The organism is Leptospira hartskeerlii, from assembly GCF_002811475.1.
GTDB classification, from domain to species: Bacteria; Spirochaetota; Leptospiria; order Leptospirales; family Leptospiraceae; genus Leptospira_B; species Leptospira_B hartskeerlii.
The window spans coordinates 337,402-362,434 of the sequence record NZ_NPDL01000005.1; the positions used below are offsets into that span (position 1 = coordinate 337,402).

General features: G+C 40.5%; 23 protein-coding genes. 11 read left to right on the plus strand and 12 right to left on the minus strand.

Annotated elements, in window-relative coordinates; genetic code table 11:
* Nucleotides 1-5 precede the first annotated feature (5 nt).
* The gene (locus CH352_RS11620) at nucleotides 6-1,040 is read left to right on the plus strand and encodes a DUF1574 domain-containing protein (RefSeq protein WP_100707266.1); all 1,035 of its coding nucleotides are present in this window, start codon (nucleotides 6-8) and stop codon (nucleotides 1,038-1,040) included.
* Nucleotides 1,041-1,062: 22 nt separating this feature from the next.
* Here CH352_RS11620 and fsa read toward each other — a convergent pair whose 3' ends face one another.
* The 5 genes from fsa to purN all read right to left on the minus strand — a co-directional run bounded on the left by fsa (nucleotide 1,063) and on the right by purN (nucleotide 5,323).
* Complete coding sequence (gene fsa / locus CH352_RS11625; protein ID WP_100707267.1) at nucleotides 1,063-1,707, minus strand: fructose-6-phosphate aldolase; 645 nt, start codon at nucleotides 1,705-1,707, stop codon at nucleotides 1,063-1,065.
* A gap of 69 nt (nucleotides 1,708-1,776) precedes the next feature.
* Complete coding sequence (locus CH352_RS11630) at nucleotides 1,777-2,487, minus strand: hypothetical protein (protein WP_100707268.1); 711 nt, start codon at nucleotides 2,485-2,487, stop codon at nucleotides 1,777-1,779.
* A 32-nt stretch (nucleotides 2,488-2,519) separates the two neighbouring features.
* Entirely contained in the window at nucleotides 2,520-3,152 is a 633-nt protein-coding gene (locus tag CH352_RS11635; protein WP_100707269.1) for a hypothetical protein, read from the minus strand.
* A gap of 1 nt (nucleotide 3,153) precedes the next feature.
* Complete coding sequence (gene purH, locus CH352_RS11640) at nucleotides 3,154-4,695, minus strand: bifunctional phosphoribosylaminoimidazolecarboxamide formyltransferase/IMP cyclohydrolase (protein WP_100707270.1); 1,542 nt, start codon at nucleotides 4,693-4,695, stop codon at nucleotides 3,154-3,156.
* A gap of 1 nt (nucleotide 4,696) precedes the next feature.
* Nucleotides 4,697-5,323, minus strand: coding sequence for a phosphoribosylglycinamide formyltransferase (gene purN / locus CH352_RS11645; protein WP_100707271.1), 627 nt, complete (start codon nucleotides 5,321-5,323; stop codon nucleotides 4,697-4,699).
* Between the two features lie 86 nt (nucleotides 5,324-5,409).
* On the opposite strand from purN, the gene fliS reads away from it, so the two are divergent.
* From fliS to CH352_RS11660, 3 genes are read left to right on the plus strand one after another with little or no spacing between them, the layout of a single operon-like run.
* Nucleotides 5,410-5,862: a flagellar export chaperone FliS gene (gene fliS, locus CH352_RS11650; RefSeq protein WP_100707272.1), complete on the plus strand. Its 453-nt coding sequence runs from the start codon at nucleotides 5,410-5,412 to the stop codon at nucleotides 5,860-5,862.
* An 8-nt stretch (nucleotides 5,863-5,870) separates the two neighbouring features.
* Entirely contained in the window at nucleotides 5,871-6,305 is a 435-nt protein-coding gene (locus tag CH352_RS11655) for a hypothetical protein (RefSeq protein WP_100707273.1), read from the plus strand.
* On the plus strand, nucleotides 6,284-6,766 hold the full coding sequence (locus CH352_RS11660; RefSeq protein ID WP_100707274.1) for a molecular chaperone DnaJ: 483 nt from the start codon (nucleotides 6,284-6,286) through the stop codon (nucleotides 6,764-6,766). Before CH352_RS11655 ends, CH352_RS11660 begins: the two co-directional genes overlap by 22 nt.
* On the opposite strand, the gene CH352_RS11665 is transcribed toward CH352_RS11660, so the two are convergent.
* Genes CH352_RS11665 through CH352_RS11675 form a run of 3 tightly spaced genes read right to left on the minus strand, consistent with a single transcriptional unit; the run spans nucleotide 6,763 to nucleotide 8,507 of the window.
* Nucleotides 6,763-7,278, minus strand: a complete 516-nt coding sequence (locus CH352_RS11665; RefSeq protein WP_100707275.1) for an LIC11661 family lipoprotein — start codon at nucleotides 7,276-7,278, stop codon at nucleotides 6,763-6,765. The two genes, CH352_RS11660 and CH352_RS11665, sit on opposite strands and share 4 nt — an antisense overlap.
* Complete coding sequence (locus CH352_RS11670) at nucleotides 7,279-7,830, minus strand: HNH endonuclease (protein ID WP_100707276.1); 552 nt, start codon at nucleotides 7,828-7,830, stop codon at nucleotides 7,279-7,281.
* A 47-nt stretch (nucleotides 7,831-7,877) separates the two neighbouring features.
* Nucleotides 7,878-8,507, minus strand: coding sequence for a DedA family protein (locus tag CH352_RS11675; protein WP_100707277.1), 630 nt, complete (start codon nucleotides 8,505-8,507; stop codon nucleotides 7,878-7,880).
* A 144-nt stretch (nucleotides 8,508-8,651) separates the two neighbouring features.
* On the opposite strand from CH352_RS11675, the gene CH352_RS11680 reads away from it, so the two are divergent.
* Nucleotides 8,652-9,779, plus strand: coding sequence for a deoxyguanosinetriphosphate triphosphohydrolase (locus tag CH352_RS11680; protein WP_423789713.1), 1,128 nt, complete (start codon nucleotides 8,652-8,654; stop codon nucleotides 9,777-9,779).
* A 42-nt stretch (nucleotides 9,780-9,821) separates the two neighbouring features.
* On the opposite strand, the gene CH352_RS11685 is transcribed toward CH352_RS11680, so the two are convergent.
* Entirely contained in the window at nucleotides 9,822-10,934 is a 1,113-nt protein-coding gene (locus CH352_RS11685) for a cysteine desulfurase family protein (protein ID WP_100707279.1), read from the minus strand.
* Nucleotides 10,921-12,369, minus strand: coding sequence for a hypothetical protein (locus CH352_RS11690; RefSeq protein WP_100707280.1), 1,449 nt, complete (start codon nucleotides 12,367-12,369; stop codon nucleotides 10,921-10,923). Before CH352_RS11690 ends, CH352_RS11685 begins: the two co-directional genes overlap by 14 nt.
* Before the next feature lie 115 nt (nucleotides 12,370-12,484).
* On the opposite strand from CH352_RS11690, the gene CH352_RS11695 reads away from it, so the two are divergent.
* The 3 genes from CH352_RS11695 to CH352_RS11705 are packed head-to-tail and all read left to right on the plus strand — an operon-like array spanning nucleotide 12,485 to nucleotide 16,111.
* Nucleotides 12,485-14,500, plus strand: coding sequence for a tetratricopeptide repeat protein (locus tag CH352_RS11695; protein ID WP_100707281.1), 2,016 nt, complete (start codon nucleotides 12,485-12,487; stop codon nucleotides 14,498-14,500).
* A gap of 19 nt (nucleotides 14,501-14,519) precedes the next feature.
* Complete coding sequence (locus CH352_RS11700) at nucleotides 14,520-15,329, plus strand: hypothetical protein (RefSeq protein WP_100707282.1); 810 nt, start codon at nucleotides 14,520-14,522, stop codon at nucleotides 15,327-15,329.
* Between the two features lie 17 nt (nucleotides 15,330-15,346).
* Nucleotides 15,347-16,111 carry an enoyl-CoA hydratase/isomerase family protein gene (locus CH352_RS11705; protein ID WP_100707283.1) on the plus strand — a complete coding sequence of 255 codons (765 nt, stop codon included), beginning with the start codon at nucleotides 15,347-15,349 and terminating at the stop codon, nucleotides 16,109-16,111.
* Between the two features lie 41 nt (nucleotides 16,112-16,152).
* Here the strand turns inward: CH352_RS11705 and CH352_RS11710 are convergent, their stop codons facing one another.
* Together CH352_RS11710 and CH352_RS11715 are read right to left on the minus strand one after the other, a co-directional pair.
* A complete protein-coding gene (locus CH352_RS11710; protein WP_100707284.1) occupies nucleotides 16,153-17,847 on the minus strand; it encodes an FAD-binding oxidoreductase in 1,695 nt (564 codons plus the stop codon).
* Between the two features lie 134 nt (nucleotides 17,848-17,981).
* A complete protein-coding gene (locus CH352_RS11715) occupies nucleotides 17,982-19,991 on the minus strand; it encodes a PP2C family protein-serine/threonine phosphatase (RefSeq protein ID WP_100707285.1) in 2,010 nt (669 codons plus the stop codon).
* Between the two features lie 157 nt (nucleotides 19,992-20,148).
* Here CH352_RS11715 and CH352_RS11720 point away from each other — a divergent pair, with 157 nt between their 5' ends.
* The 3 genes from CH352_RS11720 to CH352_RS11730 all read left to right on the plus strand — a co-directional run bounded on the left by CH352_RS11720 (nucleotide 20,149) and on the right by CH352_RS11730 (nucleotide 24,931).
* A complete protein-coding gene (locus CH352_RS11720; protein ID WP_100707286.1) occupies nucleotides 20,149-21,783 on the plus strand; it encodes a glycerol-3-phosphate dehydrogenase/oxidase in 1,635 nt (544 codons plus the stop codon).
* 41 nt (nucleotides 21,784-21,824) lie between these two features.
* A complete protein-coding gene (locus CH352_RS11725) occupies nucleotides 21,825-22,937 on the plus strand; it encodes a helix-turn-helix domain-containing protein (RefSeq protein WP_100707287.1) in 1,113 nt (370 codons plus the stop codon).
* An 80-nt stretch (nucleotides 22,938-23,017) separates the two neighbouring features.
* Complete coding sequence (locus CH352_RS11730) at nucleotides 23,018-24,931, plus strand: AMP-dependent synthetase/ligase (RefSeq protein WP_100707288.1); 1,914 nt, start codon at nucleotides 23,018-23,020, stop codon at nucleotides 24,929-24,931.
* Nucleotides 24,932-25,033: the final 102 nt, after the last annotated feature.

The following is a 25,033-nucleotide window of genomic DNA, read 5'->3' on the forward strand; positions in this document are numbered from 1 at the left end:
ATATCATGAAAAAGAAATATATCTATCTTCCTTTACTCTTTCTGATCGTTTTATTCTTTGCGGATAAAATTTTCCTTTTGGACTTCTTCCAAACTTCTTTTTACCAAGAAGGAAATCCTGTCTATTACACTCAAAGAAGAAATCTATTTGAGAAACTTCAAAAAGACGGATCTCTCAAAGACAAAAATTTGCTTTTGGCGTTCGGGGATTCTAGAGCTTATCCATATTCTATTAAAACACTTCCTCCTTCTTTTGCGAACGATTGGACAGTGTATAATTTTTCGGGACCACAAGCTGTTCCTGCTTACGGCTTCTATTGGTTTCGTAAAATTATAGAAGCAGGAATTAAACCTAAGGCCGTATTTTATGTGATCAGCCCGGAAGGGTTTGATGATTCTAAGGGTTTATTCTATGAACCTTTTTTAAGATTGGGAGCGGACCAAGAATTTAAGGAAACATATTGGGAAAATTTTTCCTTCTCTGATAAATTAGAAATCTGGAAGGAGAAATTCTTCAGCATTCGAAAGATAAAACCAGGTTTTAAACTTTTTTGGTCCAGGTTCACCGGCGGAAAACTAAAACAGTATAGACCGGATCAGAATCACGAAAATCTGATCTTGGAACTTGGAAACGGAGAGCAGCTTGCTTATGCAAGTGCGAGCAATAATCCTAAAAAACTAGAAAAGGATGCACTTCGTCTTAAGAGTATTTATCTATCCGGATTTACCTTAGGGGAGACCGAATTTTTCTTTGTGGAAGAATTCTTAAAACTCGCGGAGAAGGAAGGGATCAAGGCCTATTTGATTTGGCCGAAAGTGTATCCAGGATATAGAGAGGGATATTACGAATTAGGGCTCGAAAAATCCTGGTGGCCTCGCGTCAGGGAACTTGCATTCAAATATGGCGCTTCTGCGGCCGATATGAATACATTAAGCTCTTGCGATCTATACTACGATGGTTCTCACCAGAGTGTATTTTGTATTTCAGAACAATCTGAAATTCTAATGAATGATTTCACAGGGAAGAAAAAACTTCCCTGAAAAATCGATTAAGCGAAGCGGCTTACCACTTAAGTTTCTTAGCGTCTTCTAAGAATTTTTCCAAACCGATATCGGTGAGAGGATGTTTGAATAACTGCTGGTAAGCAGAGATCGGCATAGTAGCACAATCAGCTCCGCGAAGAGCGGACTCTTTCAAGTGGATTGGTCCTCTGATAGAAGCAGCTAAAATTTTAGTTTCATAACCGTAGTTATCATAGATCTCTCTTATCTCGGAGATAAGTTCCATTCCGTCCCAGGAAGTATCGTCTACACGACCGATAAATGGAGAAATATAAGTGGCTCCGGCTTTTGCTGCGAGAAGCGCCTGAGGTGCGGAAAAACAAAGAGTTACGTTTGTAGGAATTCCTTTCTCAGTTAGTTTTACTACTGTTTTCAATCCTTCCGGAATTAAAGGAACTTTAATCACTACGTTTGGAGCGATCTTTACAAGTTCGTCCGCTTCCTTTAACATATCTTCATGTTTGGTTGCAAGTACTTCTGCGCTCACAGGACCAGGCACGATTGCACAGATCTCTTTGATCACTTCTTTAAAGCTACGACCTGATTTAGCGATCAAAGACGGGTTTGTAGTAACTCCGTCCAAAAGACCGTAGGACGCGATCTCTTTGATCTCGTCCACATTTGCTGTATCTAAATATAATTCCACGGTTTGCTCCGAAAGATTTTGAATCTCTCTGGATAGTGGTAGCCTTAGGGGCCTTCGGTCAAGGATTTCTTACGGGATCAGATCTCTTAAAGTTTTGATTTCTTCAGCAGAGAAGAACTCTTTATATTCTTTTTCGATCTGGGCCTTTACCTTGGAACTGAAATAATCCACTCTTCTTGTAAAAGGTTGTTTTTTATAAGCTTCCTTCCATTGGACAATGAATCCGCCTGCTGGAGGCGCCTGTCTTTCGTCGGTTAATTCCCAAATGACTGCTCCCCCGATCTTCTTATCATCCAGGGTCTCTTTTTTAGGCTTTCCATACTTATTTTCCAGTTTGGACTGAACTTCTTTTCCTGGAAGATAACGAAAGGAAACACCAACGGAGAATAGTTTACCAGGCTCTAGATGTTCGTCTTCATCCGGAGAAGTTTCTTTTTCAGGACGAGGTTGGTTCTTATCTTTCGGGCGGGAATCCAGCACCAACTTAGGAGTGGAATAAAAACGGTATAGATAGAAGATCCCATTTCTTCTTACAAGCAGGGACTTCTCTTTATCTTCATGAACTACTTCAATCTTTTCCTCACTTTGAGGATTTGCTGCTAAGGATAAAAACTTGTCTCTAACTTGGGCATAGGATGCTTCCCAAGAGACTTCCGCAAATCCGTCTAAGGTGGGTTTGGAGCCGTTATTTCTGGAATTATCTCCCGGAAACTGAGAAAATACGGAACTCCAAGGAAGGAGTAGGGAGAATAAGAACAGGAAGATGGATTGCCCTTTCATTCTTTAACTATCGGCAGAAAACCAAACAAGAATTAGGAATCTTCCCCCAAATCCTCCAGGTCTTCTTCCTCTCTGTCCACGCGAATTCCCCCGAATTTTACCTTTCCGTTCCATCTTAAGATCAGAAGGACCAAAAGGATCAGAACATTCGGAAGAACGAATAAAAAGGAAATCTCATGGTAGAGGCCGTAAACCGCTAGATTCGAGGCGATCACAGAGATAAAGATCCCGGAAAGTAAGGGAATTTCTTGGTTTAGAAGTCTTGCCAGAAAGGATCCACTGTTTCGAGAGATCCTGGCCGCTCTTAAAACTTCGGAAGAAATAAAAGAGTAAAATGCAAGTACAAGCACCGGCATGATAAAGGATAGAAAGAAATAATTTCCAAAAGAATCCGTATAATGAGGAGAACCGATAAGTCCCCCGGTTAGTGTCCAGACATACGCAAAGAATGCAGAGAGCCCGAATGCGAGAAGTCCATATTGAAGACTTCCCGCTGATTCAAAAATAGAAACGATCTTAGAAGGAATAATTCTCGCCCAATCAGTCAGTTCTTGTTTTTCGAAAGTATCCTTTCCGCTTAAGTAAAGAAGTCGGAAATAATAGTCTCCTAAGGAAACAACTACTAATGTGATAACTAAATAGATTAGGTAGAGAAAGAATTCCATCTTAATGTCTAAAATGCCTCATGCCGGTGAACACCATGATCAGCCCATGCTCATCAGCTGCCTTGATCACTTCTTCGTCCCGGATAGAACCTCCGGGTTGGATGATTGCTTTTGCTCCTACTTTTGCGATCGCATCAATTCCATCTCTGAAAGGGAAGAACGCATCACTCGCAACATAAGAACCTACAACGGAAAGTCCAACGTTTAGAGCCTTGGTCGCTCCTAGTTGAACCGAATCCACTCTGGACATTTGTCCTGCACCAATTCCTAAGGTTGCGTTCTCTTCCGTATAAACAATCGCGTTGGACTTGATAAATTTTACAGTAGACCAAGCAAACATCAGACCGCGAATATCTTCTTCCGTAGGCTGTTTTTTAGAAACGATCTTCAGATCTTTTTCTGTGATGGTTGCATAATCTCTATCTTGCAGAAGAATTCCGTGATGAATCGGTCTCAAATCCATTTCATCCAATGCTTCTTGGAAATCTGCGATCTCTATCAGACGAACATTCGGCTTTTTAGAAAAATATTCCAAAGCCGCAGGTTCGAATTTCTGAGCGATCACACCCTCTACGAAAGTTTCTCCGATTAGGACGGCTAATTCTCCTGTGACTGTTCCTTTGATCCCAATGATCCCACCGAACGCGGAAATAGGATCCGTTCTTTTTGCCAAACGGAATGCTTCTAATATATCGTCTGCATATGCGATCCCACAAGGATTCAAATGTTTGATGATACAAACCGTATTATCAGGAAGAAGCGCGGAAATATGGAATGCCGCGTCAAAATCCAACATATTATTAAAAGATAATTCTTTTCCTTGAAGAGGAGAAAATTCACTCTTTGTAAACAAAGGCTCGTAGAATGCGGCTCCCTGGTGAGGGTTCTCTCCGTATCTGAGTTTTTGTTTTTTAGTGAAGGAAAGATTTAGAATGTCCGGGAACTTCTCCCCGGCAAGCTTATTGAACCAAGAAGAAATTGCAGTATCATACATCGCAGTATGAGAGAACGCTTTTCTCATCAGGAGGAAAGAAGTATCCGCGTCCACGGAACCATCGTTTACCTTCATGGATTCTTCAACCGTTTTATAATCGTTCGGATCCGTAACTACTATCGTATGTCTATAGTTCTTACTAGCGGAGCGGATCATAGAAGGTCCGCCTATATCGATATTTTCGATCGCTTCGTCCAGATGGACCCCAGGTTTAGAAACAGTTTGCACGAACGGATATAAGTTCACAACTACCAGATCGATTTTAGGAATTTTTAATTCTTCCATCTTCTGTTTGTGTTCCGGTTTGGAGATCACACCCAAGAGTCCTCCGTGGACTTTAGGGTGGAGAGTTTTTACTCTTCCGTCCAAAATTTCCGGAAACCCGGTATAATCGTCTATTGCGATCGCTTTGATTCCGTTTTCTGTGAGTGTTTTGAGGGTTCCGCCAGTGGAAATGATTTCCACTCCTTTGGATTCGAGGTACTTAGCGAATCCGATAAGTCCTGTTTTGTCGCTAACTGAAATAAGGGCACGAGTGATTTTGACCATGCTAGAGGATTGAGACCTTCCTGTCTTTGATGAAGAGCCGATCTTCGCAGAAGTATTTAACCGCGAGGGGCAGGATTTTATGTTCCTCTTTGAGAATGGCAAGAGTCAATTCTCTTTCGGTCATTCCTTCCTCGATTTTAACAACTCCTTGCAAAATAATAGGACCAGAATCCACACCTTCATCCACAAAATGAGCGGTGCAACCCGCGAACTTGACCCCATAATCGAATGCCTGTTTCTGAGCATGCAGACCGGTAAAGGAGGGAAGAAGAGAAGGGTGTATATTGATGATCCTATTTTGAAAGGCTCGGATGATTTCCGGTTTTAGAATTCTCATGTACCCGCAGGCCACGATCAGATCCGGGGAGATTTCTTCCAGGGTACGGAGAAGATCCAGATGGTATTCTTCTTTTTTGGAATAAGACTTCCAGTCTAAAATTTTGGCCGGCACATTATGGCTAGCAGCAATCTGTATAGAACCTGCCTCAGGGTTGTCTGTGACTAAAAATGCAGGATTTCCGGGAATTTTTCCCTTTTGGATCACCTGAAGGACAGCTTTCAGGTTGCTCCCCCGCCCAGAGGCCAAAAAGACAAGCTTTTTTCTGGGTTTGGGAATCAGACTTGCCAAGAATTTTCGCATCCGATACGATAAGAATTACCAGTCCACGTTAAGGCGGTCCGGAATTTTGTCGAAAAGTATTTCAGGAGAGACACATGTCACTTGCTAGAAAATCGACGGCGTCCGTCGAACAGTATAAATCCAATGAAATTTCTACTGTGAGTCAGGGCCGGCTTATCGTGATGTTATATGAAGGGGCAATTCGCTTCCTGAACGTTGCCATCGAGAATAATACACCCCGCAAGTACGACGTGGTGAACAATAATATCCTAAAAGCCCAAGAAATTGTGACTGAACTGATGCTTGCTCTTAACATGGAGAACGGCGGAGAGGTTGCAAACAACCTTCTTGGAATTTATGTTTATATTAAAAAGCGCTTATTAGAAGCCAATATGAAGAAGGACAGTGAGATCCTTTCCGAAATTATCAAATACCTGGAAGATCTAAAACTTGCTTGGGAAGAAATTGAGAAGAAGGAAAAAACTTCTTCCGTGGTTCCAATGCCTGCTGCCGGTTCGAGAGGTACTGGACTCTCTCTCCAAGGTTAGGACTTTTAATGGCGGGTAGGGTTCCTAAAAATCTAAATTCTACGGAAGAAAAACTTTTCTCTTATTACGAGGAGAAAATTTCCTTTTTGGATAAACTGATAGAACTCCAAAAACGCCAGTTGCAAATCTTGGGTTTTGGAGACGGAGAAGGCACTGCCAAGCTGGAAATCCAAAATTCAGATCTAGTCGAAAAGATGAAACGACTGGACCGTAAGATCGAACAATTAGAAGAATCTTCTCCTCAAACTCTGGAAATTATTCGACTCTCCGATACGATCTTCCAAAAATTGGAGGAGTCCAGGGATTTGAATTCCCAAGTAGGGGAAAAGATGGAGATCATTCTGCAGGAATATCGCAAAGAGTTGAACTTGGTTCAATCCAAGATCCAACTCAAAAAATTCCTAGCTCATAGGAAGTTAGGTTGGAAGACGGGGACCTGCTGAGCCGTGCCCTGGACTTTTACGGACTCCCCAAAAAATTCGACGCAAATCTAGTCCGGAGCAGATTCCGGGAACTTTCTCGTAAATATCATCCGGATTCCGGAGAATATGAAACGGATCTTTTGTTTAAGGAATTGGTCCAATTAAGGGATGTTTTGTTATCTTCTCTCCAAAACGATTCTTTTGTAATTTTAGAAAATTCTAAAGAAGATCCGGAAGGATTTCAATTTTATAAGCTCGCTAAACAAAAAGCTGCCCAAGCGATCGAAAAATATTTTCAGTTCACTGACGGAAATCCGGTATACTTAAAGAAAGAAGATAATCCGGCACTTCTACGTTTAAGAGAAGAATTAGAAACCGCTAAAAAAGAATTGGAAGAGTTTTTGGAAAAATTTCCCAAAAGTATCTGGAAAGAAGATACTGAGAGCACTCTTAAAAAGATAAGCGTATGGTTTAAAGATTAAGGGACTTGTAATGTATTCGAAGGCATAGAGAATACATAGATATCTTTTGTTCCACTATTCAGATCCAAAGAGATCACTGAAGATCTAAGAGTTACGTAATCCCCTGAATTTAAAGTAGCCACAATCTTACAGACTCTGTTCGTATTTTCTCCAGCGCCAGGAACTGCGAGTGGACCGGCAGTCGGATTTACTTCTATTGAATATTCTTTTGGTTGGTTTGGAAGCATATTCAAAGGAAGTTCACATGCTTTTCCGGAAGAAAAATCTGCAGGATTCCTAGATGCGTCCGCAGTACTTCCTGTATACAAAGTATAACCGCTAAAAAATGCTTCCGGATTTCCGGCCCTCAATCTGAGTTCGTAAACTCCAGTACCGATCAAAGTGATTCCCACCAAAGTAGGCGGCGTCGTTACGATCCGATTTGTGGAATAATTATAACAAGATACTAAGGAAAGGATGAGTAGTAGATTAGAGAAGAATATACATATTCTTCTGGATAAAAAAAGATTCATTTAGCTGTGTATATAATCCGCCCAGCCGAATTTTTCGACCAATTGGGTGGATACTGAAAATTGTGGAAAACGTCTCTTGTTTGTCGACCGATTTTCAGGGATCTCCCACTTGAGTTCTTGGAGAAGTTTGTTTCCTTTTCTGGTATTGCAGTCCCGGCAAGCTGTGACCAGGTTTTCCCAGGTATGATAATCCTTCGGTTTTTTTTCCCGAGGGATCTCTTCCCAACGACTTTTAGGGATCACATGATCTAAGGTAAGTTTGGAAGAAGGAAGTTTACGCCTGCAGTAGACGCATTCATGATCATCTCGCAGGAATATATTTTCTCTAGAGAGCTTATGCTTACGTTTAGGGACCTTGTAATAGTCTGTGAGTAGAATAATTCGTGGAGTGGATAACTTAAGCTTTTCAGACCTGATAAATAGGCCTTTTTCGTCTTTAATGAGTTCTGCTTTTCTAAGAATAAGAAGGATAACGGCGTCTTTAACGGTCCGGATCGCAACCGGGACATAGGTCGCGTTCAGCACCAACACAGGTTGGGTTAGAACATCCATATCTAACCAAACTGTATAGATTCATAAAATTATGTCGAGTAAAAGTATTATTTCCCGGAACGTTTCTTTTTGATCGTGAAATATAGAACAAGGGCTAATACAAGAATTCCTAATAATGCAAAGACTGTAATTTGGCCTTGGTGGACTAAGTTACTGAGCTGGTCCAAATTTTTTGCACCATAGTGACCAAGATAAACCCAGATCGGAACAGAGATCGCCGCAGCGAACATATCCAAAAACAAAAATCTAAAGAAGGAAATTCGATCCGAAGTCCCGGCAGTTAGATAGATTGGCATCCTAAGACCTGGCATGAACCTAGCCATGAATACAACCCAATTTCCGTATTGGGAAAATTTCTCCTGAACTTTGGAAAATCTTTCCGGGGTTAAAAATTTGGCGATAAAAGGAATTTGTAGTACCTTCTCTCCAAAAACCCTTCCGAGTAAAAATACGGAACCGTCTCCTACAAGAACTCCAGCCATTCCTACTCCGAACATTACATGTTCATTTGCGTAGCCTAAACCAGCTAAAACTCCTCCGGAAACCAGGGAGATATCCTCAGGGATCGGAAGACCGAAACCGCATAGAATAAGGGTAGAGAAAACTGCTAGGTAAGAGAACTCATTTCCAAAGCGGGAAAAAAAATTTACTAAGTCCGGGATATTAACTAGATCCATGAATGCTTCTATCTATTCCGAGTAGAATTGCACCAGTGAAACTTATCCAGAGCAAATTGGAACCGAAAAACTAGATTTGTTTGGCTTGCTTTTAAGTCTTTTTAGGTTCCAAATTGGTTTCAGGTGCAAAAAGACAGAAACCAAATTATCCAAGCCGAAAATTCTCTATTAGCAAGCTACGCAGTTTTACAGGACGAAACTGGAGGAAGAGAATACAAAGAAGAAGAACACCCGTACCGTATTCCTTTCCAAAGAGATAGAGACAGGGTAGTTCACTCCAGCGCATTCAAAAGATTACAATATAAAACCCAAGTGTTCGTTTACTCAGTAGGGGAAAATTATCGCAATCGCCTCACTCATACTTTAGAAGTTGCAGGGATTTCTAGAACGATCGCTTCCGCATTAGGACTCAATTCTTTACTTGCAGAAACGATCGCACTCGCTCATGACCTAGGCCATACGCCTTTCGGACATGCAGGCCAAGATATGCTTTCCGATTTGATGGGCGAATTCGGTGGATTCGAACATAACAAACAATCGGTGAGGATCGTTACAATGTTGGAAACACGTTATCCGGAATTCCCTGGATTAAATCTTTCCAAAGAGACCATAAAAGGTATGATGAAACACGGAGCGGAATATGGCGGTTCCAATTTTGGAAAGGAAAGAAAAGAAGAAGGCCCGAGTTTAGAAGCACAATGTGCGGATGTAGCGGATGAGATCGCGTATACTAGTCATGATATAGATGATGGATTAGAAATGGGATATCTAAAAGCGGAAGATCTGAATTCACTGTCCCTTTGGGCAGAAACTTCTGAAATATTGAAAGGTAAATTTCCAAAACTAGCTGGAAAAGTATTCGTTCGAACTGTAATCAGAGAACTGACCAATAGTATGGTTTCTAATATGATCAGAACTATTGAATCGAGGATCTCCGATTGGAAAATTTCGGATCGAAATGATTTGAATCTTGCCTACCAAGATGGAAAAAGGATCGCAACGTACGAGCCCGCTTATGGGGAGAAGGTCCGGGAATTAAAATCCTTTTTATACAAAACATTGTATAGACATCCTTCCGTAATAGTTACAAGCGATAGAGGGAGAGATATTATAGAAACATTATTTTTCCATTTCAGAAAACAGCCTGACTCAATTCCAGAAACCTACAAGAGAAGGATCGAAAAAGAAGGCCTCGAAAGATGTGTATGCGATTATGTTGCCGGTATGACGGACAGATACGCAGAAGAAATGGCATCTACGATAGGAAAATAGACTCCGACCGCATTTGCGTGCTTAAATTTTTGAAACATGTTATTATCTGATAGAAAGAATTGTTTCTTCCAGAGCAATTAAGAGAGAATCTACTTCTTCTTCTGTTGTATATAATCCAGTGGAAATTCGGATCGCTCTGAGAGCTTCTTCATTGGTATAACCCATTGCTAAAAGAGAAGGCGCTGCTTCTCTGGACCTGGATTTGCAAGAAGATCCTGTGGAAACTGCAAATCCTTTCTCTTCCATTCCCATCATAAAAAAGTCAAGATCGTCCAAAGGAAGCAATGCAAACGTTGTGGAGAATAGCCTTGCTGAATTCTCCGCTACAATTTCCGCACCTAAACTTTTGAGTTTGGATTCTATCTTATTTCTATAATATTCTAATCTTTTGTTCTTATTCTCCATTTCAGCAAACTGGATCTTTGCAGCTTCTGCCAAGGCTAAAATAGAAGGAGAATTTTCCGTTCCGGCCCTATGTCCGTTCTCCTGATTTCCACCCTGGAACACTCCACCTTCCGGAAGATGTTTCGGATCGAACCATAGAACGGAAGAGCCGAGTCCTCCGCCGATTTTATGACCGGAGAATGTGAATCCGTTTAGAACTGAAAATGGCACAGGAATTTTTGAGAATGACTGGATTAAATCGGAATAAAAAGGCATTCCATATTTAGCGGAAACTTCGGCTAATTCTTCGATCGGTTGGATGACTCCTGTTTCATTGCCTGCGTGTAGGATAAACACAGGACCCGGCTCATTCTTCAGATGAGACTCTAATTCTGAAATTGAAACAAGTCCCGATTTATCTGTGCCCAAAACTTTATAAGGAATTCCTAAACTTCTAAAGGAAGAATACATGGCGGCATGTTCGAAAGGAGAAAGATATGCGGTTGTTTTGATGGATTGTTTTGCAAAGTAAATTAAAGAATAATCCGCTTCCGTTCCTGAGGATACGAAAACAAATCCTTTCGGATCTTTTCCAGTGAGTTTTGCTAAAACTTTCCTAGCTTCTTCAATCTTACCCTGCCTTGCTAACGAAAAGCGAGTAGGCCCGGAGGGATTAAAAAAGTCTTCCTCGTATTCTTCTAAGATCTTAGTTAATAAACCTGGAATTGGAGGATGGGTCGCATTATAATCGAAGTATTTAATTCTTTTCATCGAAAATATCGTCTGCTTCTTCGTATCTTCCTTTTCGACGAAGTGTGTACTGCAATAGTTTCTTTTTATCTTCGATCAGGTCGTCGTAACCGGACTTATCATTGCGATAATTTGGATCTACCGTGTAGACTTCCGTATCTAAAGCATCCAATTCTTTGAGTGCTTGGTCAAAATCGGATTCATGCAATAAACATCTGACTCTCATTAGTTTAGCTTGGAATCTTGTGCCAAGATCGGTTGCGGAAGACTTATACACTGCCTCGAACATATCCTTTGCTTTTTTTCTATAATTGGAATCTCTATCTCCTAATTTATAGAATAGTTGAGCATTTCGGTTCAAGTTGGAATAAAATACCTTCGCTCCTTCCGTATCTGAAGCCTCACAAGGGATCGCAGCGATTGCACTTGCTCCCCAATATTTTGCCTCAGCAGGAATGGCTCTTGTGGAACAGGAAAAATATAGAACTCTTGTGAATAAGGAGACTGATTCTTCCGGCGAAAGTGATGGATGAGATTCATCCGTTCTAAGTCTGAGCAACTCTAATGTTTTCATTAGAAGTGTTTTATATTTATTCGCGGTTAATGTAGTTGTATCCGGATAATCTTCGGAAAATACAATAGGAGAAGATTGAGACTCTGTGATCTTTTTCCAGATTCGGATCTCTTTGGGAAGATCTTCCGTTACATTCTGTTCTTCTTCCTTATTACAACTGAAACTGAAAAAATTCAGGATACGTTTCCACCAAGGAATAGACGGAGGCTTTACTTCTTTCAATTTTTCGAATACTAGTTCTTCTATTCTTTGGATTGCTTGGAAATGAGCGAGTATCGCTTCTTCCGGACGACAAGAAGCAAAAGAAGAAATCCTGATCTTCTCTAATAAACTTTTGCCTGCGATTTCCGGTTTGTCTTTTCCTAGGGAGCCTTGAGTCGGTGGAGAATTGTATCCGTCAAAGGGATTATAGTTTAAGGCTCTTTTATAATAATCTAAAGCTTCCAGAGGGATCTGGTAGAATTCTTCCCAGTATTCGAATGGATCCACAGGTTTTTCTCCTGTGGAAAATTTGGTCTCGCTCGGATTCGAAAGTCTTTCCATGGTCCAGCCTTGGTGTTTTGCTTCCATCCAGCTTGGAATCCTAAAAATATCTCCGGTACCTTCTTTCCCAATTCTATAGGCGCGGACGCAGGCTCTGGACAATTGGTCCGTTCTGAGATAATGTTCAATCTGTCTGTATTCTACTTTTTCAGATAATAGATCGTCTCCCTTGGACTGCAATTTTGCTGAAAGAGAGGGATTTAAGACGGGAGGTTCCAACCAAAGAGCGAAGGAACGTAAAATTTGGAATCTTCTGGGATAGATATAGATCGCTGCCAGGGTCCAAATCAACAAAAGTGTTAAGAATAACTTTTTCTTTTCTTTTAGAATGCTGAACAATTTCTTTCCTTAGGTTCCGGAAAATTCGTTAGACGAATAGAGTCCCTCGCTTGAGAGTAGAGAGAGTGAAGATTTCGTTTTTTTCGATTCCAAACCCTATACAAGTCCGGGGATTATGAAACACGCAAGCATTATTCCGATCCTTCTGATATCCGTTCTGGATGTAGTTACGCTATTTGCTTCTCCCCAAAATACTGACTCCGTTTTTGTATGTAGGGACACCGATTCTTCCGGAAGGGCGAGAGCTGTATGGCCTGCATATTATTATTCTCTCGGTTTAGAGAGCATGAACAAGGCCAGAAATTCCGAAGGAAGAGAAAGAACCGAAGATATCATAGAAGCGGTCCGAAATTTCCAAGATTATATTCGATGTTCGGAAGCTGTGGGAGTTCCTGTTTCTGCGGTATTCCGTTGGAACAAGGCCTTGGCGCATTATTATCTTGGCCAGTGGAAAGACGCGATTTCAGAATTGGATCTGGCGGAAAAGTCCGATCCGAATTTTAGAGAATCCTATATTTTAAAGGGAACAATTCTTTTAAACAGCGGAGAATATGATAAGGCAGCCACATATTTAGAATCTCATCTGAGTAAGTTTTCGGAAGATCCTGATTTTTATTATTTATTAAGTTCTGCTGAGCTCGCTCTGAAGAATGATGCAAAATCTGTCCTATATTTAAGTTCTTTAAGAGATCTGATCAAACATAAGGATTCCAATCCTAAATATCCTGAATTCGTATATTTATCTTTAGGAAAAACATATTTTGCTTTAGGCCAAAATACAAAGGCTCTCTTTTATATTTCCGGTTATTTGGAGATGAGACCCGAAAACTGGGAGATCCGATTTTTACTGGCAAAAATTTTAGATCAGTTAGGCAAATTTTCCCAAGCCAAAAAACAACTACAGAAAATCTTACAAGAGATCCAAGGAAATTCTTCCGTGGAGTTAATGTTAGGAGAGATGTACTTTATAGAAAGTAGATCTATGGCAGCGGGTTATTTTGAGGATCTGAAAAAGAAAGGAAAGTTAAATAAGGATGGAGTCCTATTCGGGCTTTATTCCGTTCTGAATTCCAGATATTCAGAGGCGAGAAAGATACTTTTTCCTTTAAAAGAAAAATTTCCTAAAAGGCTTTCTATCCGCCTGGGCGTTTTGGAGATCCAAAAAAGAGACGCAAATATTAATAAAAAAGAATATATTAGGGAATTGGTGGAAGTCGCCTCAATTGCTCTCCAGTCCCAATTGACTACACTTGCAGAAACATTACTTCTCGAATCAATCAAGATCACGGAAGAAGAAAAAATGGATCCAAGAATTCTTGCGGAACAATACGACTTTTTAGCAGGAGTCTATGAACAATCCGGCTCGGTCTTTAGATCTATTATTTCAGTCCGTAAGGCGATCCAATATACATCTTCTCCGGAAGATTCTAAAAAGTACGAATTACATCTGGCATTCTTGCTAAGAGGAAATCCTCCAGGAAAGATCCAAGAGTCCGAAGAGATCATCCAGAATATTCTCAAAAACGATCCGAACAATCATTATGCGTATTATCTTTTAGGGATTGTGCTATTCCAATCGGAAAAATTGGAAGCAAGTCGAGGAGCATTCGAGCAAGCAATTCGATTGGAACCAAAATCTTCCGTGTATCATTTTTACAGGGCTTCCACTTTAGAAAAACTAGGAAGGCTTCCTGAAATGGAAGCCGATCTTCGTAAGTCTATGGAACTCGATCCCGAAAATCCGATCGCTTATAATTATCTAGGTTATCATTATTCCGAAAAGGGAGTTCGCTTGGATGAAGCGCTCGATCTGATCCGAAAAGCTGTGGAGCTCGCTCCTGATAACGAAGCATATCAAGATAGTTTGGGTTGGATCTATTATAAAAAGGGAAGAGTGGATGAGGCTTTATTACATTTGAATCTTGCCTTCCAAATTTTACAGGATAGAAACGAATCCGATCCTACGATCTGTGAACATTTAGGAGATGTTCATCATGAAAGAAGAGAGTTTGCAGATGCCAGAAGATTCTGGGAAAAATCGGAAACCCTTTTTCAAAAGAAGGAAGACAAAGTTCGAATTCGGGAAAAATTGGAAAGGTTAAGAACGAATCCGGTCTCAAGTAAATCTTAAACGACCGGGAGGACTTGTTTTGAAAACAAACCATTTCACTCGAATTTCTATATTCGGATCATTATTTTGTTTTATTCTATTCTTTCAATCTTGTGTGACTACGGATATAGAAGAGGTTACTTTCCGTCAAAAAGGAAAGGTCAAATTTTGGAGCGCCAAATCTAAGGAAGGTTCCAAGTATTTAGACGGCCTTCGTAAATTAGAAGAATCGAATACTTCTTATTCGGGAGAATTCGATATACGTATCCAGAATTTTTTTCCTAAAAAGGACGTATTCTCTTTAGCCGGAAAGATCTTCTATGATAAGCCGACCGGTAAAATGCAGATAGAATTGACCGATAAACTCTTCGGGATCAGCGTTTCTAAGGTGTTTAGCGACGGGCAGTCAATTCGGATCAAAGCTGTTTCGGTGGATAAGATCCATGAACAAGCTATGGATGATATTATATTATCTGATCCTAGCACAGGAAAACAAACAGTAGTTCCTTTTCCTGTGATCTATTATCTTCTTTCCAATAGAAATGCAGAATTGTTCAAACCACAATGGACGCTCGTTCAGCCGAACGACGGAATTGTACTCGTCAGAAAACCGGGAGAAGAATGGACTTACTACACTGCGGAAAACGGAATTCGTTCCGTGGAATGGGATTCCAGTGGCAAGAACGTAAAGGCAGTCACAAGCGTACAAGGAGAAGTGGAATTTCCTCCTAAGACCACGATCACCCGTATCGTTTCCAGAACGGATGGAGCCGACCAGAACCGCATAGAGATTAAAATGAAAAAAGTATCCCGCACTGATAAATTGAATCAAGTAGTGTTCGGGTTCTAATATTAAGGAAAGTGAATATGTTAGACGTAGAAAAAAACGGCCATATTTTAGAACTTTATATCAAAACAAACGAAACCAATTCTTTGGGAAGGGAATTTTTCCGCAAATTTAGAGAAGTTCTCGAACAAGCGGAAAACGACAGATCCGTAAAATCCATTCTTCTATCCGGAAGGAACGATAAGTTTTTTTCGAATGGATTCGATCCTGAGATCTTCGTAGGTAAAAACCTCGAAGAAATTAAAGAAGTTCTGAGAGAAGCGCTAGGGGCTTGCGGAAGAGTTCTATTTTCTCCTAAACCGGTAGTCTGTGCGATGAACGGCCACTCTATGGGAGTGGGAGCAGTTATCGCAATATTCTCCGATTATAGAATTCTAGTAGAGAAAAAAGGAAGATTAGGTTTTCCTGAATCGCTCATCGGTATCAATTTTCCATCCACTGCGGGAACAGTTCTGAAAGACCTAGTCGGAATGAAAACTGCTAGAGATTTATTGTATAGCGGAAGAGGATTAAAAGCGGATGAGGCGGTCCAAGTCGGACTGGTCGAAGAGTCTGCTACTCCGGAAGAAGTTATTCCTAAAGCTAGAAAATGGTGTTCCCAATTCCAAGATATGGCAATGGAATCAGTGGTAGGAGTGAAGATCGCTCTAAGAGATTCTCAACGTTTGCTTGCAGATACTTTAGAAAAGAGAGATGTGGATCTTCTTGCACAAGCGATCGCTAGTTCTAACGGACAAGAAGGAATGAAGTCTATTTTAGAAAGAAGACGCCCGGTCTTTACCTGATGTGTAAAGGCCTGGAATTTTCTCCCAGGCCTGCTGCATTTTTAAGAATGGAATAATTTTCCAGGATTCAAAATTTCTTTCTGATCCAATACTTTCTTAAGTCCGTTTAAAGCTTCTACTCCAGGTTTGCCTAAACTCGATTCGTACCATTTTTTATGGTCGAAACCGACACCATGGTGATGGCTGATCGGAGCTTTAAAAGAAGTGAATGTATCTGAAACGGATCTTTTCATTTTAAACCATTGCTCTTCCGGTTTTTTAGCATCCATTGGAAATAAGATCGTATAATATAAACAAGCTCCCTCATGATAACTATGAGATAAATGGCACATAGCGATCGAGCCAGGGATAGAATTTTGTAAGGACTCAATTCCTGCTTTATGCAGATCCTCCAGTTTATCGTAGGTGCTGGAAGTCTCCATCGTATCGACTCCCATTCCGTATTGCATTACGTGGTTTCGAAGAAAAGGCATATTGTATCTGCTATGGATCCAATTCTGTCCTAATTTTTCTCCGGCGAAGATGGCTCCGCTTTTTTTCCAAAGTTTTTTGAGGTTCTCGAAAGAATGATCTACTTCCTGTCTAGACCCGTCCAGTCCGACTAAAACCACACATTTGTTCTCTCCGATCCCAGCGAACTTAAGATATGAATTTTGCAGGATTTTTTTCAATTTACGGATTGGTGTATTCTTCTTTCCTAATTCTCCCAGATATTCGTAAAGTCTGGTTTCGTTCGCATCAGAAAGTCTCGTCATGGAAGTTTTGATCTCTTCTTGGTTTGCTTTTCTGATAAAGTTGAGGGAAGAAAGTAGATCCGGAAAGACCAGACCGAAATACTTTCTAGTCTCAGGGATCTTGTGTATTTTAACAGTTACTTCTGAAATAATTCCTAACAAACCTTCGCTACCGGCGATGATCTGATTCCAGTCCGGACCGATAGAAGCCGCAGGTGCTCTTAAAGTTTCTACCGTTCCACTCGGGCTAATCAGTTTTACGGAACTTAGGATTTCTTCTATTTTTCCATATCTATTCGATTGTTGTCCCGCACTTCTTGCGGCGACCCAACCGCCCAGGGTAGAGTATTCGAAGGACTGAGGAAAATGTCCCAAAGTGTATCCTTTCAAATTTAATCCGTATTCCAATTTAGGACCATAGATCCCGGCCTGAAAAGTTGCGGTCATACTGATCGGATCGAAGGATACCAACTCTTTCATTTCAGTCATATCCAAGGATAGAACCGCTTTTTGTCCTTTTCCTTTCAAAACTTCTACACCACCTACCACGGAAGATCCTCCTCCGAACGGAATGATAGTGATCTTGTTTTTAGAACAATATTCTAAAATCTTGATGATCTCGGATTCTTTTTTAGGATAAACTACTCCGTCTACGAAAGACTTAAGAGTATTGAAGTGAAGTCGAACAACGTCGTAGTAACTTCTACCGGCAGAATGAAAGACCCTCTCATATCTATCCGTTTTGAGATTATTTTTACCTACGATCGCGCTTAGGTTTTTGATATCGTTAGAACTTAATTTGCCATTAGGCAGTTTGATCTCATCCAAGGGAACAGAAGGAGTTTCACGGATAGAGTCTAACTTGAATTCTCTTTGGAGAAGTTTGAGTATTTCAGGCATCTGCGCCTTTCTACCGAAGTCTTGATCGTTTGCACCCCAGGCGTTCCATCTAAGGTTAGATCTGGAATAGTCGATTTTGGGATTGAGCTCGTGGTAGAACATTTTGGTCTTATCTCCGATTAATTAAAAACGTTTCCAATAAATACGAATCTTTCCAGAGGGCAAGGTAAAAAGGCCTTTCGATGCGGATCAAATATCAGATGTAGGAACTCCTACATCCAAGTAAGAGAGAAGTCCTATAGACGCTTTTTTAACTCTGCGATCTTTGGATCGTCCGGTGCAAGAGTGAATGCCTCATCTAATAACTTTTTAGCCCGGAAAGAATTTCCAAGTAACCTATATATATCCGACAGGTTGATCAAATTTTTCAAATGATTTGGAGAACGTACTCTTAATTTTTCCCCTAACTCAGCCGCGGATTTTAAGTATTCAGTGTCTTTTTTCTGGGTATATGCCTTCTTCCAAAGAATAGAAGAATAGAATAAAAGTTCTGTTTCGGATGGATCCCAGGAGACTGACTTCTCTGCCCATTCCGCCGCTTTTTTGAATTCGGATATTTTATCATACCATTTGGAAAGGAGTCTGGCGACTTGAGGAAAATAACGTTCTCCCACTGTGCCGGACTTTTTTAGACCTTCTTCCAAGATACGAATCGCTTCCTTCGTATTTCCTTTTTGAAAAGAGGATTCCGCTTCCATAATGGATTTTTTGTCTTCCGCGTAAGGATTTCTGGAAGGATTATAAGAAATAGATAATATACTTAAATCGTCGGAAAGTTTCCCTCGACTGATCAGTGATCTCCGGATCGTTTTTAATTCTCCGCCACTTTCTTCCACTGAGGCTAAGAAGATTGTCTCGTCCTCATTCATTATCCTTTTGCCTGAAAAATCCTCTTCTAAGACCAGATCATCCCTTCCGTCTGATCCGCAGAAAATTGTATCTCCGGGAAGCATGCGGAATGTTTGGACTTGGATCTTGGTCCCGAACATTTCAGAAATCCCTAATTTACGAATATTGGATTCCGCCCCGAGGAACATCGCCTTTCCATCTCTATATAAAACCGGCCAAGGATGTTCTGCATTGATATAATACATCGCGCCAGTGGAATGCTCTACGATCCCTAAAACGGCAGAGATCAACATAAATCCGTCGAATGTCTCGAATACGTTCTGCAGATCTATGAAGGCTTCTTTCAGCCAACGTTCAGGAGATTTGGATTGGACCTCCGGGGAAAGTCTTGTGCGGCTAATGATAGAATTGAATACGGAACCTAAAACCAAGGCGCCGCCTGCACCCTGGATGGATTTTCCCATTGCGTCTCCGTTGATAAATGCGGTATAATCTCTGTCTTGGATCTTTACGATATAGGCGCTTAAAAAGTCTCCACCTAGCTCATAATCTTTTTCTTTGAAGGAGAATTTTTTGTACTGATCGAGTAAGAATTCCACTTTGACTGCGGAATTTTCGGAATTGTCCAATTTGATCAAAGGAGAAAGAAGTAACGCAGTTAAGAAATAATCTCCGTCTTGCTTTTCTTTCAATGCTTGAATCTGTAACATCTTCTCCGAAATTTCTCTGTTGCTTTCCTGGATCTTAAATCTGCTTACAAAACTTACGAATCGGTATCTTTCCAAAATCACCGAGAATACCAGGGTAAGAAGAAATGCAATTCCCAGATTCTGCATGGAATATGCAGCCTGAGGTGTGCTCAAGTTTGGAGAGTAGATAAGAACCGAACTTACGAAAGAAATTAAGGATAATATTAAGAATACAAAATATGAATTTTTTGGAAGTGGAATGAATACGATACACATCAGAGCGATCTGAAGTCCGGATACGTAATTAGGATCGTCCGCAATTCTACCCGTAAAAAAGGAAGTGCAAAGAAGTAGATAAGCGATGAACGCATACGCCATTTCTAAACTGTATCTACGAGTTGGGATCTTGAACAGGGTGTCCAATAGAAGAAAAATTAGACTAAGAAGGCCAACTAAGGAAAATCCGATCCGGAAATAAAAAAGTTCAGGAAATTCAGGATGTAATTTTTGGTCTGTTCCGAAAGCGAAACCTAACCAAACGAACATTGCAAGCACTGCACCCGGATATTGGATACTTCGAGTTTGTCTTTTTAGGTCTTCAACGTATTCTTTTTTATAGACTTCTCTATCCGGGTCCTTCTTAAAAAAACCTAGAATAGAATTCCATTTATTCTGAAAACTACCTGCCCGGGAGGAAGTATATGACATCTATTGAATTGAACTCCGTTAGGTTCAGGTCCCTTAAATAAGTAGGAAATAAGAACCGGGTCTAAGCAAAAAATATCATCTGCTCATTTGGAGTAAAGAACTTGTGTAATTTCTAAAGTCTTGACCGACCGAGTTCTTAAATCCAAACTGTGAATCTATGGTCAAAACGAAAGACGCTAAAACTTCTTCCTTTCCGATTTCTTCTCAAGTTTTCGATACCTTAGTGATAGGGGGAGGGATCACGGGTGCTACTACTTTATGGGATTCCACCTTACGCGGGTTAAAGGCACTTCTCGTAGAAAAGAATGATTTTGCTTCGGGAACGACGCAGGCCACTTCCAAATTGATCCACGGAGGTTTAAGATATTTAAAGAATGCAGAGTTTGGGTTGGTAAGAGAATCTTTAAGAGAAAGAAGAATACTCGCAAAAATCAGTCCGCACGCACTCAAGACATTAGGCTTTATTATTCCAGTATATTCTAATTCTGAAAAGTGGATTACGAATGTCGGCCTCAAAATGTACGATTATTTTTCATATGATAGAAATAGGGATATCAGTTCGGATTCCTGGATCCCTAAATACAGATCCTTATCTCCTGAAGAAGTAGTGATGGAAGCACCTAGTCTTCCTAGAGAAGGACTAAAAGGCGGATTTTTATATTACGATTATCAGAACACGAATCCTGAAAGACATACATGCGAGTTTATCTTCTCCGCCGAAAAAAAAGGAGGTAAGGCCTTAAATTATACCGAGCTAGTCGCGATCTCCAGACAAGGAGAAGTATATCAAGCAATCTTAAAGGACAAAAGAAGCGGCAAAACGTATCCAGTATTTGCAAAAACTGTAGTGAATGCAGCAGGACCATGGGCGGATTTTGTGGAATCTTTAGCAGGAGTCGGAATGGACAAGGTGTTAGTCCGATCCAAAGGGATCCATATTGTAACTAGAGCTTTAACGGTTTCTAAGGCAATCGTTTTGAAAAAAAGAGATAAGACCCATATGTTTGTCCTTCCTTGGAGAGGGAAAACAATTATCGGGACCACTGATACTGTGTTTTCGGATTCTCCGGATAAATTTAAGGTCACCAAATCTGACGTACAAGATCTATTAGAAGAAATTAATGTTGCATTCGGTTATTCAGATCTTACGGAATCGGACGTGGACTTTTTCTACGGGGGAATGAGACCTCTCGTGGAAGATCCGGGTGAAAAATCGGACACTTACAATGCTTCCCGTAAAACTGAAATTTTAGATCATATGGAAAAAGGACTTCCTGGATTTTTCACTGCATTAGGTGGAAAGTATACGACCAGTCGACATCTAGCGGAGAAGATTACGGATAAACTCTGCGAATATCTGCCGGGAAAATTTTTACCTTGCGAAACGGATCAGATCCCACTTTCTTCCGGAGAATTTTCGGATCATTCTTCTTTAGTCAAAGGGCTAACTAAAAAATATCCGAAACTTTCCGGAGAATATCTGGAAACTTTAGGCGCTCGATACGGAAGTTTAGCTTACGAAGTCCTAAAATACCAAAAATCAAACGACGAATCAGTAAGCTTGAATAACGGAGAAAAATTCAGCACAGCGGAGATCCGTTATATCGCTTCCGAGGAAAAAATTGAAAAGGGAACAGATTTCTTCTTCCGTAGATCCGGAGTAGGAGTACCTGGAGTTCCTCCTTCCGAATCCTTACACAAAATTGTAGAAGAATTAGGAAAGACCTTAGGATGGAACCCTGCTCGCAAAAAATCGGAAATTGCGGAGATACTTTCTCGTTATCATTTTTGACTTTTAATCTAGTTTCGATCTGTTATCTCTAAATAAGTTAAATGGATTTAGAAACCGGCTATTTAGTTTTTGGAGCGGCATTTGGCTGTATCTGGTCTTTAGGGATCTTACTTTCTCCTGCTTCTTTGGGGGAGAGGACCAGAGCGGCCCTTATCATGTTCTTTTCTTCCCTTTGGCTTGTAGGAGGTGCAACATTTCTTTCAGGTTTGGTCAAAACTTATCCGGTTTTGTATGGGATACATATTCCTTTTGCGTTAGGGATTGCTCCTCTTCTTTACATCCACTTTCAGATCACTCTGCTCGGACTCGAGATTTCTATAAAAGAGATCCTTCTTCATTTTCTACCTAATCTACTCTGCGTAATTTTACTTCTACCTTTTTGGTTAGGCGGGGAAGAATTTAGACTTCGCGCATTACAAGAGATTACACAGGGTAAAAGTTATTCGAGTATTCTAGCGTTTTTACAGATTACTCCTAAAATTTCCATCCTTTCCTATTTTTTACCTTTGCTTTGGATGTACAGAAGTTACTTATTTCGTTCGGAACAAGACGAGAATGAAGAACGGGCCAGAAGAATGTTTTTAATCTTCATATGCCTAGTTTGTTTTGTGATCTTTTGGGGACTCACAGGCTCTATTTTAAGAAGAATAGAATTCGTAAAAGAAAGTATATTCAGTCTTCCAGTTCTTTTAGTAGTCGGATTTTTACTTTCTCAAAGGGAGCCGAATTGGTTAGGCTTTGTGGGAAAAAGTCTAAGAGAGGTCCGTTATAAAAAATCCAGGCTAAAAGGAATGGATGAATCTAAGATCAAGGACCGTTTAGAAACATTGATGAAGAGAGAGAAAGTTTACGCGGACGAAGACCTTACACTTTCTCAACTTGCAGAAGAATTGGGACTGAGCAATCACCAACTTTCTGAATTTTTAAACCAACGTCTATCTATGAAATTTTCTGATTATATCAATTCATGGAGAATTGAAGAAGCTAAGGTTTTACTCTTAGAAGATACGGAACGGTCTATTTTAGCAATTTCTGAATCAGTCGGATTCAATTCTAAATCAGCATTCAATGAAGCATTTAAGAAATTTGCGGACTCTACACCTAGCGAATTCAGAAAAACAGCGATCTTATATAAGGCTTCGTTAAAATTTTAAAATTCGCACGTCCTGAGTTATACGCCAGGACGACAAATTTTCAAATGCACTTTATACTTTCCTCCATCCTAGGAGGTGGCATGAAAACTCTTGCCGATTTATATCAATCGTCCAAAAATAAATATGGGAATCAATCCGCGTTTCTCACTAAAAATTCCTCAGGAGAATTCGAATCTGTAGGATATTCTGAATTGTACGAGTTAGGACTACAATTAGGGACTGCGCTTATAGAATTAGAATTTCCGTATCAGGGACATGCTGCCATTCTTGCAGACAACCGTTTGGAATGGATCATTGCCGATTATGCGATCGTAATGGCGGGTGGAGCGGATGTTCCGAGAGGTACAGATGTTACCGATTCGGACCTGAATCATATTCTTCCTCATAGCGGTGCAACGATCGTATTTGCAGAAAACGATTCAGTACTAAAGAAACTCTACCAAAACCAAAACTCTATCCAAAATGTACATACAATTATTCTAATAGATAAGAATGCTAAGGGTACTGGAAAGGAACTCAGGTTTTGGGATCTAGTGCAACGAGGAAAAGAACTGAGAGAAACTGGTAACCGTGAGATGGAGAATAGAATATCCCAAATCCAAGAGGAAGATCTTTTCACACTGATCTATACTGCCGGGACCACTGGTCGTCCCAAAGGAGTTCCTTTAACTCATAGAAATATCATGTCCCAGATCAATCGTATCCCGATTAAACTCGAAGCAGGAGAAAGGATCCTTTCCATTCTTCCTGTATGGCATAGTTTTGAGAGAATGTTCGAAATGGTATGTATCTATTTCGGAGCTGGTACGTATTATTCTTCCGTTAGAACTCTGAAGGAAGATCTAAAAAAAGTGAAACCTACATTCATGGCATCTGCGCCTAGACTTTGGGAAAGTGTATACCAAGGGATTTACGCGACTGTGGCTAAGTCTTCCGGTATAAAACAATATCTTTTTCATGCAGCACTCTTCTTTTCTTCGAATATTCAGTCTGCAAAAAGATGGCTTGGCTTTAGAGAATTGGATCTGACTGGGAGAAACGCAATCGTTTCCTTTTTTGTGGGGATTTTCAAAGTTCTACAATATATTTTGAATATTCTTCCAGCCACACTGCTGGATCTGATCGTGCTAAAAAAAATCCGTCAGGCAACCGGCGGAAAATTGAAAGGAACTGTGTCCGGTGGAGGAGCCCTTCCTATTCACGTGGATAAATTTTTCAATGCGATAGGTATCCAGGTTTTGGAAGGATATGGTCTTACTGAAACTTCTCCTGTAATCTCTGTTCGTATTTTAGACCAGGCAGTGATGGGAACTGTAGGTCCTTTGTATAAGGGAACTTCTATACGCATTATGGATCCAAACACTTCTAAAATTCTTTGGGCCACAGAAGAGGGAGGACCTAAAGGATACGGTATTAAGGGTGAGATTCATGTAAAAGGGGATCAGGTCATGTCCGGATATTATCATGATGAAGAGAATACTCGCAAAGTGATGAATGATGGATGGTTCAATACCGGAGACCTAGGAATGATGACTTACAATGATTGTTTGAAAATTGTAGGTAGGACAAAAGAAACAATCGTTCTATTGGGTGGAGAGAATGTGGAGCCAGTCCCGATCGAAAATATTCTAAGCCAATCCGAATTCATACTTCAATGTATGGTGATTGGTCAGGATCAAAAATATCTTTCTGCTTTGATCGTTCCGAACCCTGAATTTTTTCCTGATTACAAATCTGGAATAGGTTTTAGCTCTGCGGAAGAAGAGGCGAAATGCGCGGTGAAAATCCAAGGAGTAATTAAAAATTCAATCTCTTCAACGAATGGATTCAAATCATTCGAAAGGGTAGTGGACTTTAGATTATTGCCTAAACCATTCGAAACTGGAGATGAACTTACTGCGAAACTTTCAGTGAAACGACATGTTGTGACGGACAAGTATTCAGGATTGATCAGAGATATTTATTCAGGTAAGAAGGAAGAAGTTTTGAGATAGGATGTTGGAATTCCAACATGAATGAAAAACGCCGCCCCCACCCTAGCTTTGGGTGGTGGGGAGTGGCTCGTGGGAGCGCTCCGCCCCTATATCATATAATCC

Bases quoted from the DNA above. Each gene is read 5' to 3' on its own strand.
- CH352_RS11695 (WP_100707281.1), top strand. From the start codon at position 12,485: ATGAAACACGCAAGCATTATTCCGATCCTTCTGATATCCGTTCTGGAT.
- CH352_RS11635 (WP_100707269.1), bottom strand. From the start codon at position 3,152: ATGGAATTCTTTCTCTACCTAATCTATTTAGTTATCACATTAGTAGTT.
- CH352_RS11730 (WP_100707288.1), top strand. From the start codon at position 23,018: ATGAAAACTCTTGCCGATTTATATCAATCGTCCAAAAATAAATATGGG.
- CH352_RS11685 (WP_100707279.1), bottom strand. From the start codon at position 10,934: ATGAAAAGAATTAAATACTTCGATTATAATGCGACCCATCCTCCAATT.
- CH352_RS11620 (WP_100707266.1), top strand. From the start codon at position 6: ATGAAAAAGAAATATATCTATCTTCCTTTACTCTTTCTGATCGTTTTA.
- CH352_RS11630 (WP_100707268.1), bottom strand. From the start codon at position 2,487: ATGAAAGGGCAATCCATCTTCCTGTTCTTATTCTCCCTACTCCTTCCT.
- fliS (WP_100707272.1), top strand. From the start codon at position 5,410: ATGTCACTTGCTAGAAAATCGACGGCGTCCGTCGAACAGTATAAATCC.
- CH352_RS11710 (WP_100707284.1), bottom strand. From the start codon at position 17,847: ATGTTCTACCACGAGCTCAATCCCAAAATCGACTATTCCAGATCTAAC.
- CH352_RS11720 (WP_100707286.1), top strand. From the start codon at position 20,149: ATGGTCAAAACGAAAGACGCTAAAACTTCTTCCTTTCCGATTTCTTCT.
- CH352_RS11665 (WP_100707275.1), bottom strand. From the start codon at position 7,278: ATGAATCTTTTTTTATCCAGAAGAATATGTATATTCTTCTCTAATCTA.
- purH (WP_100707270.1), bottom strand. From the start codon at position 4,695: ATGGTCAAAATCACTCGTGCCCTTATTTCAGTTAGCGACAAAACAGGA.
- CH352_RS11655 (WP_100707273.1), top strand. From the start codon at position 5,871: ATGGCGGGTAGGGTTCCTAAAAATCTAAATTCTACGGAAGAAAAACTT.
- CH352_RS11715 (WP_100707285.1), bottom strand. From the start codon at position 19,991: ATGTCATATACTTCCTCCCGGGCAGGTAGTTTTCAGAATAAATGGAAT.
- CH352_RS11675 (WP_100707277.1), bottom strand. From the start codon at position 8,507: ATGGATCTAGTTAATATCCCGGACTTAGTAAATTTTTTTTCCCGCTTT.
- CH352_RS11670 (WP_100707276.1), bottom strand. From the start codon at position 7,830: ATGGATGTTCTAACCCAACCTGTGTTGGTGCTGAACGCGACCTATGTC.
- CH352_RS11725 (WP_100707287.1), top strand. From the start codon at position 21,825: ATGGATTTAGAAACCGGCTATTTAGTTTTTGGAGCGGCATTTGGCTGT.
- CH352_RS11705 (WP_100707283.1), top strand. From the start codon at position 15,347: ATGTTAGACGTAGAAAAAAACGGCCATATTTTAGAACTTTATATCAAA.